This window comes from Pseudomonas sp. WC1, assembly GCF_050586565.1.
Classification (GTDB): domain Bacteria; phylum Pseudomonadota; class Gammaproteobacteria; order Pseudomonadales; family Pseudomonadaceae; genus Aquipseudomonas.
The window spans coordinates 1-13,772 of the sequence record NZ_JBOBDQ010000037.1; the positions used below are offsets into that span (position 1 = coordinate 1).

Below are 13,772 nucleotides of genomic sequence, written 5' to 3' on the forward strand. Positions count from 1 at the left end.
AAATCGCCGGCCTGCTAAAAATCCATCCCCTCACTCTTATTGCATTGACGTACGGGGCTAGCGAAAAAATGCCTCCGGCGGATCTGTTGGAGCTTGTCCGCACTGAGCTAGAGTTCGTTGATGCGCTTGACCAGCCGCTTTCGATCGACGATCAAACCGCGCGTCATCGAAGCGGGAAGATTGCGCGATGAAGTTCAGCGATTGAAATCTTTTCGCCACTCGAAAGCGGAGACCTCCAGAATGCTTGGAATCTCAAAGTCGACTGCCGCGAGGCATTGGTGAGTTGGGTAAGCGCTTGCCTTGGCCATCTTCAGTGAATAGCTAGCTGGGGCGACTGAGCCGCGGCGACACAGCGCTCGACACGCGTGAAGATCTGGCTGCAACCTGCGATCACTGCTCGATGAGTAAAAACCAAGGCACTCGATTCGGAAAAAGCAGTGATGCGCAGATAGCGCCGATCCGCGTTGCTGGATCTCGAAGCGACGGGTCACTATCCATCTGGGGTTTGCACACGGCCTCCCAACGCTGGACAACATCCGCGACTGTCCACACCTTTTGGCCGATCTGAAACACATGGTTTATCCCGTTAGGAACGAAAGACTGGCTGAAGTCCAGGTAGCTTTGCGGAATGAAAATATTGAGGTGTGCGTGGTCAAGACTCGCAAGGTTGTAATCCAGTTCCTCCTCGAGCGAGTGACGCCCACTGATGAGCAGGACAAGGGCCAGAGTTTCTGAGGGCGAGTTGCTCAAAGTGCTCAGAGCAACAGAATCCTTGTCTGCGCGCGCCTTGAGATACGCGTACACATCCTCTGCCGGCAGCAATGGTCGAGCGAGTCGCCCATCGTGCTCAACAAGCGCATTGATCAACGTGCTTACGACCAATTCACCGAGGCCATTGAGGTCATCGGTTTTGATGGCTGTGAGGAAAGCTGACCAGTACGGTGCTTCGTCTTCGCTCATACCAGCACACGTGCTTGCATAGTGCTCCATCAGCAAGACGCTCAGTTGCTCCAAGGCCTCTCGGAGTACGGCATCTCTGATGCCTAGCTCCCGGGCCAGGTGCACTGCTGCGCCGGCCCAACCCAAAATCCGCGATATACGCTGCGGAAGGTAGAACAGATCAGGAATGCCATGACGGCATAACGAGCCAGGATTCTCACGAAGTCCCTGGACGATCGCGCAAAGGATGCGCTCAACATCCCTGACAATCTCGTGGGCAAGCCCTTCAATGCAGTCTCGAGCGGTGTTGTCCTTCTGTGACGACTGGAGGAGCAAAGCTACGCATGTCGCGCTCAATTCCACCCTTGAGAAGCTATTAGCATGACGCCCTGTACTTTTCTCCAAGGATTGCCAGATCCCGCCAATGAACACCCCGGTCGAGTTGGGTATCTCGGCCAGCCGATCAACGAACCTGGCTAAAACAGGGAAAAGATTGTCCGCAGTGAGCTCATTCTCCGGGGCGAACATGAGCGTGTAGAGCTCGGCGGAATGACTGTTGATGGCTTGCCCAGCTAAAGATGTGGGTAAGATCCCAGTGAGGCCCAGCAAAGAGGATGTTGGATTGTCGGCAGCATGCGGATTGCTAAACAGCGGCATGTGGCCGTAGAGATTCACTCCCCACACCGATGGCATTTGCCTCCCTTGGGTTTGTTCTGCCACATACTGCGCAGCAGGCCGCCCCATATCCACCAGATCGAGCATCCCGGCTCGCGATCCCGTGTCGATCTCCCCGTCTAAAACCTTGAGCAGTGCGAGGGTTCCATAACCACCGCGGTTGGTCTCGCCGGCATACTGATCTGCAGCAGAGGACACAAAAAAAGAGACGCCGAAGGTCTTTGCCTTACCTATCACTTCAGGCTTGAGCAAAATGCCCAGGTTAGAAACCATACCGCCAGCGTTGCAGGCGTCGATGATGACGTTACAGTGAGCAGCTTTGAGCTCGTTGAAATATTCGAACAAGCGACTAAGGGCGAAGCCAGTGGTCGACAGGCGATCGCCCCGGGTATCGCTCAGGCATAGGAAGTAACTGTCATTCGCTTCTCCGCCATGGCCGGCAAAGAAAAGCGTGAAGCTTTCAATCTCATCGTACCGATCTTGAATCTGCAGCAGCAAGGCATCCAGATCCTGCCGGGCCGGAGATTTAAGCAGATAGGTGTCGGCTGGCTGGATACTGCTCAGTGGCCCAGTGCAAAGTGCGGTATGGATAGAAATCGCGTCACGCTCGGCCCCAGTCAGCTTTTTGAGAGACTGATAGTCGTCGCAACCAACGCAAAGCAATACCTTGGCCATCACTGCTCCCTGCATCGAAACTTGGATTTCCGCGCCGCTTCCTCTGCCAGTGCCTGGGCAGTTTTGAGCGACTTGATTTCCTCGGCTTTCGCCAGCAGTACCGGATCTCGGAGCGAAGGATCAGAATGAAGGCGCTTGGCCAGGGTGGGGTGCATGCGAAACTCAGGAAGCGATACTTGACCGTTCCGATCCACCGAGTACTCGACTTGCTCGATGGCCTTGAGCATCTGCTCACCCAAGCTCCCCGCGGAGCCATCAATGACGTTGCCGCTCTCTTCGCACGTATCAGAAAGCATTTGGTAAAACGCTTTGGCATAGCTGTCCGCCATGCTGCTGGAAATTTCCTCGGCAGTGCGCTCAATGAGCTGGAGTTGGCCTTCCATGATGTCCTCTACACGCAACCTTGTTTCGTGCCTAATGGTCTGCATCTGATCGACTCGGTCCGGGGCATAGCTGTGATGTGACTGCCAAGATCCTCCATGGCTGAAGCGCTGGACGTTATCTCCTCCACCCACTTGTCTGCGCGCTTGATCGAGCCTTTCCCCCGTAGCGTTCATGAATGCTTCCATGACGAGCTCCGCCTCCGTATCAAATGGGAAAGGATGGGATTTATCCCTCATACCTCACTCCTCATTGGTCAAGCTCGGCTTGGCCGGCCTGAGCGCACTGAACGTCGCCCTTGCTTATGCCCCTCGACCTGCGCGATTGCCAACACGGTGCCTGCAGAGGCTTCTCGGATTTGGAAAGAAAGCGATGGCCATTGTATGGCATCTGTCGATGCCGCTCCTGGCAACATTTCACCGCGCCCCTGTGACTAAACTGGCTCTGCATGTCATGCTGCATGTCGATCCGATCACCTTGGTGGCAATGCGGCTATGAGTACATTCATCGAGCGGAACCCGAAAGAACGGGCCGTAGAAGAAGCTTTTCATGAGCTCGCCAAGAACGGCTATGTGTCGATTAAACCCGACCCTGCAGACGACGTATTCAAAATAGCTGAAAAGCTCAAGCGGCGGGCGGCGAAGAAGAGAGGAGAACAGAACAACCACTGCTCCACCAAGGATTGATCCAACGGCCTAGTGACAGCTGACTTTTAAGCTCAACCAATTACCCGCACCAATTACTCACCTTACTTAGTGTGTGACAGTGGTTAAAGGCCTCAGCAACTTTCCGCTTTCATACCAAGCCATACACTTAGCACCCACACGACCAATAGCCAAACCTCAGAAAAACTCCTGCCTTCCTGGGGATTTGCATCAAATAGGCATCACCTGCCAAGACAAGCACTATTCGCTCACAAGGATTTCATATGCAAAGCCTACCAGCCCTGGCGTATACTGCTTATCATTAATCTCACAACCCACTCTATTAATTGTTATGACACACATAAGCCCATATACATTTAGCAATACTACCTTTTGCCCCACAACTGGCTCAACAGTGCGACCTGGCGTCAAGAAAGACGCTACAGTGAGCGGATCAAAATCCGGCTCCGTTATCAAACCGATCGCTTTTAGACCTGCATCGGTATAAACATATACACTATCAAAAGAACGTCCGCTAAATGATATTTTGAACTCACATTCCGCGTAACCAACCGTAAAGTGGGGATTGTCTTTATAGGCAAAAATCACTTGTCCGCTGGGAGCAGGGTTCACATAAAGCGCAGGATCGCGACGGGCATCAACACGTTCAAGACGAGCGGTACGATTACGTAGTACCGACAATGGTATGGCGTTGGACTTATTGGACGGCAGCCCCTCAACCCATCGCCAGAGCTCCTCAAGTTGTAGCGATCCCGGAAACTGTTTCTTTTCGATATTACAATTAAAATCAAAGCCCTTTGGATTATGACCCTCAAACCATTTAGGCCGGAGAAGTTTGGGGTTTTGGACATACAAGATTGACAGCCATGATTCTGGCTTATCCTTGAAAACACCACTCATCCACTTCGTTTCAATGCCGACTCCAGACTCTGGCATATTGTCCGCTCTATCGACGTAGTTTTCGTCAACAACCAGCAACACGTGAGTCGCTTCGGTGACTTGCTGCATGAAGCCGTGTAAGTTCGAACCATAATCGACGTCCTCATCGAGTTTCACATCATAGCCCATTAGATGGAGTTGGCTGGCGAGTAAGCGAACCCACTCTCGATGGGCCGCAGACGTCCACGCGTAAGAAATAAATAAGTCAGCACTCATCTCTTCAATTCCAGTATGCGCGGCACAGCCGCGAAATTTTCATAAAAGCCTAAAATACCACATTTCATCACCAGCTACTCCACACCCTATCCTCGTCCCTCAGTGCTCATCCGACGACCTCTACCCTAGCGTGCCAGATTCATGAGCTTAAAGCACTGATGGGTTGATCACGGTTGAACCTAGACGCACTAGAAGGCAACAAATGCTGGTCACTAAGTTTCTCTATCAAAAAGTCATACACCAACCGGATTCCCCGCGAAGCTGGATCTGGACGTGTTCGATAGAGGACAAGGTCAGGCGGCTCCGGCGCGTAGTCCGCCACCACCTAAACAAGCCTACCCTAGGATAGATGAGGCTCCGCGAGGTACAACGGAATTTGGGCAAACACTACCAACACGCCATGAATACCTTTGGACGTGTAGACGTGATGATCAACAACGCAGGCCTGATGGCCATCGCGCCGATTGCCGAACTGCGTGTTGATGAATGGGATCACATGATCGACATTAACATCAAAGGCGTCATGTACGGTATCGCAGCTGCCCTGCCCCCTCTTCGAGCAGCAAGGCGCGGGGCACTTCATCAACATTTCATCAGTTGCCGGTATCAAGGTATTCAGCCCGGGCGGCTCGGTGTACAGCGGCACCAAGTACGCAGTGCGCGCGATTTCGGATGGCTTACGCCATGAGGTCGGCAGCCATATCCGCACCACCACAATCGAACCGGACGCCGTGGATTCAGAGCTGAAATTTGGTAGCGGCCACGAAGCCAGCGCTCAGGCCATCGCCGACTTTTACAAGCAGGCGATTCCTGCAGAGTCCGCTGCCCGCGCCATCGCATTTGTCTGTCACGCCCTTGCGCCCCTGCGCCATGTCGAGCTGCTGACGGAGCACCGCTGATCAAAGGGCGTCGTGTCACTGGCTTCACCAATGGTGAGGAAGCCGCAGTGGAGTTGACCGAGGCGGTGTCTTTCCTGATTGAGGATGAATTCCAGCGCCAGGGCGGACTATACGAAAAGGCCCTGATTGGGCACCCTTCGTAGTCGAAGATGGCAAGCTCATCACCGGACAGAACCCTGCAAGCTCTGAAGGCGTGGCCAAATCACCGGCTGCCCAATTGAAATAGCGTTCGAACCGCCTGGACTCATGGTGAGTCAAGGGTTCAGGCAGGACAATGAAGAGGACATCCGCACTCCCCCCTTTGAGAGACGGGTAGTTTTCATGCGCAGCTAGCGAGGTGGCATAATTTGACGAACACGGCTGCATGCCCACTTCTGTACACCACGTGCGAATGGTTACTCCATGATAGCCATGTCGCAGAAATAGATTTATTGCGGCACCTCGCGTCGCATCTGCAGCATCGGGATTATGAGTCGGTACGTTAATTGTGCGCACCGACCATCTGAAACCTAGTAAGTATCAACGGGCGATGCATCAGCGCCCGCTCCCTACCCTCTGCTGCCATCTTTTTAAAGTCATGCTTTCAACCTGTGTATTCGAGATATACCTATCTGGGTTCGCTAAGACCCGGCCATCTGCCAGACTGCTCACATGAAATGGAGTGCCAGATGCATGACGAAAAATGACTTTCTAACGAATGACGATACCCTATCGTTTATGACGTGGTTCGAATCCATCGTCACAGGAGCACGCTCTATCAAGTTTCCACATCGAGGCGGCGTTGATGACTTTCTGAGCGACGCCTTCGAGCGTTATAGGTGGCCGCTCAAGCGCATCGAGCTTGCCACGCCCACAGGGACTGAGAGCATCGATCGAAACTCAGGGTTTGCGCAGAATGAGCAGCTTCTACAGAAACTGTCCAACGGCATCAAAAGCTGCTTGGCTCAGAACCGGTCAACCCAACTGAACTGGCCGGTTGGGCAAGAGCGATCATGGTGTGGGGCGGTGTTTTCAAACGTCCCGGTAATGCCGTGTGGTTGGGAAGCCTAAACGGGGGCCTGCCCGAGTACCTTAATCGGGCCCTGCCGGCGCTCCACTCCGACGAACCTCACCTGCTTGAAGGACTGAGCGATCTTCGCTCCAATGCGGGCACCACAAAAATCTATTCGCTAATTTTGCCCGGATTCGTGATTTACGACAGCCGCGTCGCTGCGGCGCTTGCATGGCTTGTAAGATGCTGGGCGCAAGAGTGCGGGTCCAGGCTCCCCCACATCTGCGCTTTGGGTGTATGAGGGCCAATACTCAGAAAGTAGCGCGGGCCTTGAGAACCCCTGATAGCAAGACCTTTAAATACTTCGCACCCTCTGGCCACATCAGATACCACCAACGACATGCGACTTGGAATCGAAGGGCAAATTGGCTCATCGAGCAATTGGTAAAGGTCACAACGGTAGACTGCAATGACAACAGGTTACCCAGGACATGGACGAGTCGTGAAATTGAGGCCGCACTTTTCCATGATGGGCGAGGACCTCACCTTGGCGTTGTAAGCCAGGCCCTGCGGATTAGAGATGCGTTTCCGACGAAAGTCCCGTGCTAGACTGGCACCCGCCCTTGCCTTCGCCAATCACGATCAAGTGTTCGCCCTCCCCTATGCGGCATCCTACAAAGGAAACGCTGAGCGCGACGCACGTACAATGTCAGATGACCAGGCCGAACTCATGACACTCAAGTCATCATTTGCCACTGTGCTCCGCGCCATTAGGAGCAAACGCAATATCACCCAGCGGCAATTTGCCGATGCAAGCAGTCGTACCTACTTGTCGAAGCTTGAGGGTGGCAAATCAAGCATCACGCTGGACAAGCTTGAACAGCTAAGCGCGCGTCTCAAGCTGAGTCCATTGACTTTACTGGCTCTAACGCTAAGCGAAGACGGCTGTAAACCGGCTAAAGACCTTGTCAACACACTCAAGTTTGAACTCGAAACGCTAGAACGCGAAGGTGGGTTACCAGGCCTGATAAGCCTGCAACAGGCCACTCCTCTCGATTCACCCCTATCTCTCGAGCGAGGTCGAGCAGCGCGGCTCTCTAAACGACCGACTACCGTTTCCCCTAATCAAACCGAGCTCGCCTTCCCTGAATGAGTACCTGCCGGCGTCAAGTCAGCCTGTAAACCCGTGCTCGATTCTGTCCAACTCATCTTTTGCACGCAGGTAGGTCGCCTCGTCCTGAGCAAACTCCAGCGCACTGCATCCATCTAAGCTTGACCGTGGCCGCCCCAACCACACCGCAGCTTTGACCTTGTCACCGAATACTCGCTCAGCTTGATTGCGAAGCAGCTCTGAGAGCTCCATCATCACCATTCTCCAAAACCTTGCTTAGGGCCATCTGTAACCGTCACTGCAAACACTGGTCGATCCCTACCTGGTTGGACAAGTGCATCAACACATTTAGGTTTAGGCTTCACGTCCACAAGCTCCGGCCCCGCACCAAGACAGCATCAATAACCACGACATAACAATCAAGCCTAGCTTGACGTCACAGCTCAGTAGGGATGAAAAAAGCCCTGCACTTTTGCATTTCGTTCGAGCGCCAGGCCAAGCACAGCCAACGCCTGATCCAGCAACCTTTCATCACGCTCAGATCCCTCAACGGGATCTACCTGCCCCGTGGCCTGGTCACGGTACTTAGCTCCATGCACAAGGTTGTTCCGGGCACGACGAACTGCGATGAAAAGCTCCACCGAGTTGGTGACAGCAGCGCTGTCACGCCACCCTAGTCCACCTCCATCTGGAAGTATCACTTGTAGCTTGGGCGGTCTGTGCACTAGGTCGGGAGCTAGACCCTGAGCAATCACCTCTTCAAAAAAGCCATTCCCGAGAGCTTTTGCGAAAGCGTCCCAATTGGCGCTTACCTTTGCGTTGTCGCCTGGCGCTGCATAATCCCCTGACCGCTTGAGAGCACATTCGAATCTGGAGAACACGATGAAAAACTCGATCGCAAGCTTGGGCAATTCCCCTCCAAGTGCCAGGTCGACAAGATGCTGATGTTTTCCCATGACCTTCCTCTTCAGAAAATTTTCATTTACTAGGTCTTGACCACCCCGCGACACAGTCCTTCATCCTCTCAGGTTCGATCAATGCAGCGTCCCTGCTTGACCTCCGGTCGCGCGGACTAGGTAATTGGACACTGCCTGAAAGAGCGCTTCCGCTTCGTTCTTCAGATGCTCTACCTCTTCCTCAGGGGCTGAAGCATCCACAGCCTCGTGATAACACTTGAGCGCGTCAATCGCCTCTCGCATCAACGGATCGTCGCCTTGTAGAAATCGAATGAGATGCTCGTCTAATTGCTTGCTCCAGATTCGCTATCACTCTCGGAGGCACTCAGTGAACTCGACTGTCAGGCTGCTTAGCTGGCCTTTTGGGTTTGCTGGCAGCGTCCGGAACAGGAGCGTTCACCCGATTCCAGTACGGTTGAGCCGCATTGATATGACGGCTGGCCCGCTCGATCACCGACTTAGAGCCATCATCCAGGTACCAGTAGCAATAGGTAATCGCTCGGGTAATCGCCACATATGCTGTACGCAAGGCTTCCTCGCCTTGTGAAGTGTCGTATCCGCAAGGATCACCGGGGCGATTGAGGCCAGCCTGAGCGTACAGGTCATTCTTGGACGGAGAGGACGTTTTGAGGTCGCAATCACCAAGCAGGAAAGCAGCTTTGGCTTGCAGTCCCTTTGCAGAATGGTAGGTCAGGAACTTGATCTGCTCAGAGCGCCGTTCCAGCCTGGCTCGCTCACGAAGATCCTCCAGCGCGTCGCGCGCCTCTTCCTTCAAAGAGTTAGAGCGTGTTAGGACGAGGATCGAATCACCTGCTTCGTAGTGTCGCTCAACATCGGCTGCGATCTGATTCCAATCCATCTCACGCACCTCGACTGGCACCTGATGCCCTGCCACAGCTTGGTTTTTCGCAACTCCCCGCTTACCAGGTACACCACCTGGCGTACGCTTTACGATTTCTTCTGCGGCATCAATCACCATTTGGTGAGACCGGTGGTTCTCCTGCATAAGCACCCGGTTGGGTTCTGGTGATTCGAAGACCTTGTCAAAGTCGATAAGGTAGTGCGGAGAGCTGCCACGCCAACCATAAACGCTCTGCCAGTCATCGCCGACGACCATGAGCGAGGCGTACGCCGGCGAACCGTTGGTGGGAACCCTCAAATTCCGTCGCTCGATTTCGGCAAACGTCGCACGTATCCAGGAGATGGTATTAGCGCCGACATCCTGAAACTCGTCGACCAGCAAAGTGGTCATCGGTCGCAGAACATCTGGTGTCAGTGCCCGAAGGTTATGGGGCTTGCGTTCGCTGAAGATGGAGAACATTGTGTTGAAGGTCATCACCGGCGGAGTCATGTTGAACAGCATCCGTGTGAAGTCGCTCCAGTAGATCGCAAGGGCATGGAAGAAGTCACGATCTGCATCGTCTTTGCGTAGGCGCATGGCCCGGATAGCCTCAAAAACATCCAGGCCAAGATTCTCCATGTACGATGCGGCGCTGTAGAACGCCTCCGTGATGTACTGAGGAGCAATGTCACCTTCGAGCTTATAGGTAAATTTTGGGCAGGTATTCACCAAGCTGCGGATTGCCTCTATGGGACTGGCAGATTCGACATAGCTTTTTAGGTAGATGACTGGCCGAGAGCAATGAGCCTGAAAGAGGATTCGCTTGTTTTTGACGTCCGCGGTGAGGTAGGGAAAGCGCCCCTCCTTTGCCTTCAAATCACTTGGTTCTGACTTATCCACCCCCAAAATGACAAAGGCATCCAGCTCAGGAATGTAGCCGTTGACTTGGAAGTCCTGACCAAGAAGCTGAATCACCTTGCGCGAAGGCTCAATACCTTCGATCGGCCATTTGCCCGCAGCGCGCCACAGCTGCTCTAGGGTGTCGCATATGTCTTCGTCAGCCTTGGCCAAGTCGCGCGCCTGCCTTTGCGCCTTCAGCGCGTCAGGGCTATCTGCGTTAACCTTTTCCATCGCCAGTGCGTGACGATACAGCTTACCGATGAGCGTTTTGAACTCTGGATTCTTGTCGTAAAGACGCATGTAGCATTCGTTCATCAGCTCCAGCTGGGGCTCGCCCACCTTCACTTGAAACATGGAGCCTTTCTCTTTCGTCGTGCCGTCCTTTTCCAGGAATTCGAAAGGCTCCACTTGACTCATGCCTGGCAGGCATCGAGCGAAGGACAAAATCCGTGAGTGGAAGGTACGTACGATCTTCAGCGAGTCATCATGCAAGATGTCATAGCCCCAAAGCTTGAAAACCTCTCGGACTTTCTTAGCAAAATCCTTCTTAGACTCAACGGTAAAGGTGACTACGGTGAGGTTCGAAAAATCGATTCCTAAGTAGTGCCTCAACACCAGAAGCCGTAACACCATCGTCGTCGACTTGCCACTCCCCGCGCCGGCAACCACAGATGTGGTGGGCGTTTTGGACAAGATCATCTTCCACTGATCGGCTGAAGGCGGCTGCTTAGGCAATCGATCAGCAACGTCAGCTCTGATTTGTGCCTCCAACTCCTCCGTGATTGGGAAGCGCCAATCTTTAAAGAGCTGGTCTTCCCGGATACCTGGAGCACCAGTCGTGGGTTCGGGGCCAGCCTGAACCTCAATGACCAGCTTGCCTTCGTCAAATCCCTTTTGGTGGCCAGCTTTAAACCCTGCTATCTGCCCTTCCTCAAAGCCAAGGGCTCGACCCTCCTCATGTCCAGTAGCGCGCCCTGCACCAAGACCGCGTGCATGCCCTATCTTGTTTCCTAAAGCGACACCCGCTGCCTGACCTACTTTCAATCCTGACTGATATCCGTCCTCTCGCCCCACGACACGACCTGCTCTCCAAGCAGATGCCTGCTGCACTCCTGCGGCATCAAGTAGCCGGTTGACCAGGCGATGCAGCAGACTTTTAGAAAACAATGGCTCAACGGTCTCATCCGCTGATGCGTCAGGCTTTGGGGCATCCACTACAACAAATCTCCATTCTGTGCGACAAAGCCCATCCACCAGATGAAGGGTGGTTATAGGCTCAAATGCGGTGCCTCATTCGAGGCTCAGGCCACGAGAAGCCTACCACCAGAGTGGACGTTTCTCTCACTGCTTCTCGTAAAATGCCCTATCCCGCGACGCACGCGGTGTGTATCGCCCCCTCTTTACCCGTTGTTACGAATACTTATGTCACCGTTAGCAGACTGAAAACACTCAAACGAATGGCGTGAAAGCCAACAAGGATGCACTATGAAAGAGCCTGAGAAAGCACAAAAAATCTTGGACGCCCTGGATGCACTAAAAAATAGGATGACCGAGGCTAGCGCACTGAGGAACGCAATCAGTTCACGCTTTGACAGTGAACTCAGGAAGCTGAAGGAAGAGAAGGAACGCGAAAAAGAACCGGGAATGGAGGATATCCCTCGCTCTGTCCATCACATGATCTATCATGATTTAAGAACAGGCCACGCCAAGACCTATGGCGCGAAGCGCTTATTTTTAGACGATCAGATTAGGTCAGCTCACATCCATAAAAACCGACACTACCAGTGGGTATTGGCAGAAGCTTACGAGGGATTCGAAGATTTTCTTGAGAACCTCTACGCTGGAATGGGTTACGTCGACTACGATTTCTGGCCTGTTTCAGACTACAAAAACACTCACCGCTCTGATTTACCCACGAAAGACTTTGATTGGTTCTTAAGTCAAGTAGCCATCAAGAAAAGCAAACCAAACAGCATCCTCGCATGCTTCCGAAACAAATTCGACGAACTAAGAAAAATTGAAACCAAAAACAAACTTGACTGCCATGTTGGTTTTAACCTTTGCTTAATATCGAAACTGCGTCACTTGATCGTACATAACTCAGGCGTAGTCAAAAATAAAGAGAAGGTAATTGAACGCATTTTTAAAGATTGCGGCATCAATGATAGAGACAAACCAGCACTATCACTAAAAGCCAATAAATTTTTCAGTAAATTGAAAAGCAGCGAGGAAACACACGTTTTCCTTCTCGGCCACACCGACCCAACATACGGAATATTTTCAACCTTTAATCTGAGCGACCTGCTGAGTCTCATGATGAGCTATGCACAGATACTAGCCGAATTATCTCTTAAGCATTTGTACAACAACGACCTGCTCAAACTTAGAGAGACTCAAGAACAAACCTGACTTCCCCTATCAGCACTGCATACGCTTTGAGCACACAGACCTTCGATACGTGCGTACATCATCCATTACTCCAAAAAAGCATTACCCTCTTAGGCTTAAAGCGAACGCTGTCAAACTAAGACTCAATAAGCCGAATGCGACCATAGACTAATCAGCAGAAAAAACACTGCAACCGCGAGCATCCTAATTAATTTATTCTCTGGCACGCCGCCTCCCAGGACACCATGTAACGCCCTACGAAATAATTTACTCTGCTCGCAGCTTAACCGCAAAGCGCAGCCATGCAAGGAGCGCTCAAGGCCTTTAGGCGGGAGGAGCGACGATTAAAATTAAACTATAAAACAAGCTTCCACGGTATAATGATATTGCACAATACACATTTTGAGCCGCGATTATACACACAACAATGGCCCAAGCTTAGAAAAATCAAGAGATTACGGTTAACGCTAACGAAGGTCTTAACTCTTGAAATTTTTCTTATTTTAACAAGTCAATTTATGGCTATTAAAGCCGAATACACCTGACGAACGGTAGCCAAAACGAATGGCTTCATCACGTTGCTGCTGAGCTGGTGGTGAGACCGTCAGCCGACGCATTCGCCTTCCTGCTTAAGATCAGCATCTTGTGGCAGCCCAAGAAAGCTGGCATTTTGCCTCTATTTTTGAGGGCGTTTCTCTATGGCGATTCGGCAATCTGACCTTTTCTACAGCGCTACAACGCGTGTCCCTCAGGGCCATGTATCTAAACGATCTGGTCAACCCACTGCTTTTCTGAGCCATAGCCACAAAGATATGAAGCTCGCGTTGGGGCTCCAGGAGACACTACGTCGAGAGGGCTGGTATGTGTATATTGATTGGCAGGATCAAGCCATGCCTGAGTCGCCCGACGCAGTAACGGCTAGCCGTATCAAGAATGCTATCGTCGCCGCTGATTGGTTTTTATTTCTCGCGAATCAAAACTCTCAGGCTTCTCGCTGGTGCCCTTGGGAGATCGGGTATGCCGATGGGAAAAAGCGAGTCGAGAAAATTGCAATAATTCCTACCACCGACAATAGCGGCCACCACTACGGCAACGAGTATCTAAAACTCTACAACAAAGTCGACCGAGCCTCAGGTGGTGGTTTAGCCCTATTTGACCCGCAAGGTAAAGGGAAATGGGTGCGCTTCCTGAAATAA

Annotated in this window: 11 protein-coding genes and 3 pseudogenes; 8 read left to right on the forward strand and 6 right to left on the reverse strand. The window is 52.4% G+C overall.

From position 1 onward, the window contains the following. Positions 1-191, forward strand: a pseudogene (locus ACQ4OD_RS16865) (hypothetical protein); the annotation flags it as partial. A gap of 199 nt (positions 192-390) precedes the next feature. Here ACQ4OD_RS16865 and ACQ4OD_RS16870 read toward each other — a convergent pair. Continuing rightward, on the reverse strand, positions 391-2,289 hold the full coding sequence (locus ACQ4OD_RS16870) for a caspase family protein (RefSeq protein ID WP_430944599.1): 1,899 nt from the start codon (positions 2,287-2,289) through the stop codon (positions 391-393). Continuing rightward, complete coding sequence (locus ACQ4OD_RS16875; protein ID WP_430944600.1) at positions 2,289-2,909, reverse strand: hypothetical protein; 621 nt, start codon at positions 2,907-2,909, stop codon at positions 2,289-2,291. The genes ACQ4OD_RS16870 and ACQ4OD_RS16875 overlap by 1 nt, the downstream gene beginning before the upstream one ends. A gap of 255 nt (positions 2,910-3,164) precedes the next feature. On the opposite strand from ACQ4OD_RS16875, the gene ACQ4OD_RS16880 reads away from it, so the two are divergent. Then, positions 3,165-3,356 (forward strand): hypothetical protein, encoded by a 192-nt coding sequence (locus tag ACQ4OD_RS16880; protein WP_430944601.1) that lies wholly within the window; start codon positions 3,165-3,167, stop codon positions 3,354-3,356. Between the two features lie 219 nt (positions 3,357-3,575). On the opposite strand, the gene ACQ4OD_RS16885 is transcribed toward ACQ4OD_RS16880, so the two are convergent. Further along, positions 3,576-4,490 carry a toll/interleukin-1 receptor domain-containing protein gene (locus ACQ4OD_RS16885; RefSeq protein ID WP_430944602.1) on the reverse strand — a complete coding sequence of 305 codons (915 nt, stop codon included), beginning with the start codon at positions 4,488-4,490 and terminating at the stop codon, positions 3,576-3,578. A gap of 397 nt (positions 4,491-4,887) precedes the next feature. On the opposite strand from ACQ4OD_RS16885, the pseudogene ACQ4OD_RS16890 reads away from it, so the two are divergent. The 4 genes and pseudogenes from ACQ4OD_RS16890 to ACQ4OD_RS16905 form a co-directional block, all read left to right on the forward strand. Beyond that, positions 4,888-5,332 (forward strand): annotated as a pseudogene (locus tag ACQ4OD_RS16890) (SDR family oxidoreductase); the annotation flags it as partial. Next, positions 5,306-5,615: pseudogene (locus tag ACQ4OD_RS16895) on the forward strand (type 1 glutamine amidotransferase domain-containing protein); the annotation flags it as partial. The pseudogenes ACQ4OD_RS16890 and ACQ4OD_RS16895, both read left to right, overlap by 27 nt. Before the next feature lie 446 nt (positions 5,616-6,061). Further along, on the forward strand, positions 6,062-6,439 hold the full coding sequence (locus ACQ4OD_RS16900) for a hypothetical protein (RefSeq protein ID WP_430944603.1): 378 nt from the start codon (positions 6,062-6,064) through the stop codon (positions 6,437-6,439). Positions 6,440-6,960: 521 nt separating this feature from the next. Beyond that, positions 6,961-7,533: a helix-turn-helix domain-containing protein gene (locus tag ACQ4OD_RS16905; protein WP_430944604.1), complete on the forward strand. Its 573-nt coding sequence runs from the start codon at positions 6,961-6,963 to the stop codon at positions 7,531-7,533. 18 nt (positions 7,534-7,551) lie between these two features. Here the strand turns inward: ACQ4OD_RS16905 and ACQ4OD_RS16910 are convergent, their stop codons facing one another. The 3 genes from ACQ4OD_RS16910 to ACQ4OD_RS16920 form a co-directional block, all read right to left on the reverse strand. Further along, entirely contained in the window at positions 7,552-7,752 is a 201-nt protein-coding gene (locus ACQ4OD_RS16910; RefSeq protein WP_430944605.1) for an antitoxin Xre/MbcA/ParS toxin-binding domain-containing protein, read from the reverse strand. A 182-nt stretch (positions 7,753-7,934) separates the two neighbouring features. Next, on the reverse strand, positions 7,935-8,447 hold the full coding sequence (locus ACQ4OD_RS16915) for a hypothetical protein (RefSeq protein WP_430944606.1): 513 nt from the start codon (positions 8,445-8,447) through the stop codon (positions 7,935-7,937). 325 nt (positions 8,448-8,772) lie between these two features. Then, entirely contained in the window at positions 8,773-11,403 is a 2,631-nt protein-coding gene (locus ACQ4OD_RS16920) for a UvrD-helicase domain-containing protein (protein WP_430944607.1), read from the reverse strand. A 270-nt stretch (positions 11,404-11,673) separates the two neighbouring features. Here ACQ4OD_RS16920 and ACQ4OD_RS16925 point away from each other — a divergent pair, with 270 nt between their 5' ends. Further along, positions 11,674-12,597, forward strand: a complete 924-nt coding sequence (locus ACQ4OD_RS16925; protein WP_430944608.1) for a hypothetical protein — start codon at positions 11,674-11,676, stop codon at positions 12,595-12,597. A 677-nt stretch (positions 12,598-13,274) separates the two neighbouring features. After that, positions 13,275-13,772 carry a toll/interleukin-1 receptor domain-containing protein gene (locus ACQ4OD_RS16930; RefSeq protein WP_430944609.1) on the forward strand — a complete coding sequence of 166 codons (498 nt, stop codon included), beginning with the start codon at positions 13,275-13,277 and terminating at the stop codon, positions 13,770-13,772.

Excerpts from the sequence above, each read along its gene's own strand:
- ACQ4OD_RS16910 (WP_430944605.1), bottom strand. The coding sequence starts at position 7,752 with ATGGTGATGATGGAGCTCTCAGAGCTGCTTCGCAATCAAGCTGAGCGA.
- ACQ4OD_RS16900 (WP_430944603.1), top strand. The coding sequence starts at position 6,062 with ATGACGAAAAATGACTTTCTAACGAATGACGATACCCTATCGTTTATG.
- ACQ4OD_RS16925 (WP_430944608.1), top strand. The coding sequence starts at position 11,674 with ATGAAAGAGCCTGAGAAAGCACAAAAAATCTTGGACGCCCTGGATGCA.
- ACQ4OD_RS16930 (WP_430944609.1), top strand. The coding sequence starts at position 13,275 with ATGGCGATTCGGCAATCTGACCTTTTCTACAGCGCTACAACGCGTGTC.
- ACQ4OD_RS16905 (WP_430944604.1), top strand. The coding sequence starts at position 6,961 with ATGCGTTTCCGACGAAAGTCCCGTGCTAGACTGGCACCCGCCCTTGCC.
- ACQ4OD_RS16885 (WP_430944602.1), bottom strand. The coding sequence starts at position 4,490 with ATGAGTGCTGACTTATTTATTTCTTACGCGTGGACGTCTGCGGCCCAT.
- ACQ4OD_RS16915 (WP_430944606.1), bottom strand. The coding sequence starts at position 8,447 with ATGGGAAAACATCAGCATCTTGTCGACCTGGCACTTGGAGGGGAATTG.
- ACQ4OD_RS16880 (WP_430944601.1), top strand. The coding sequence starts at position 3,165 with ATGAGTACATTCATCGAGCGGAACCCGAAAGAACGGGCCGTAGAAGAA.
- ACQ4OD_RS16875 (WP_430944600.1), bottom strand. The coding sequence starts at position 2,909 with ATGAGGGATAAATCCCATCCTTTCCCATTTGATACGGAGGCGGAGCTC.
- ACQ4OD_RS16870 (WP_430944599.1), bottom strand. The coding sequence starts at position 2,289 with ATGGCCAAGGTATTGCTTTGCGTTGGTTGCGACGACTATCAGTCTCTC.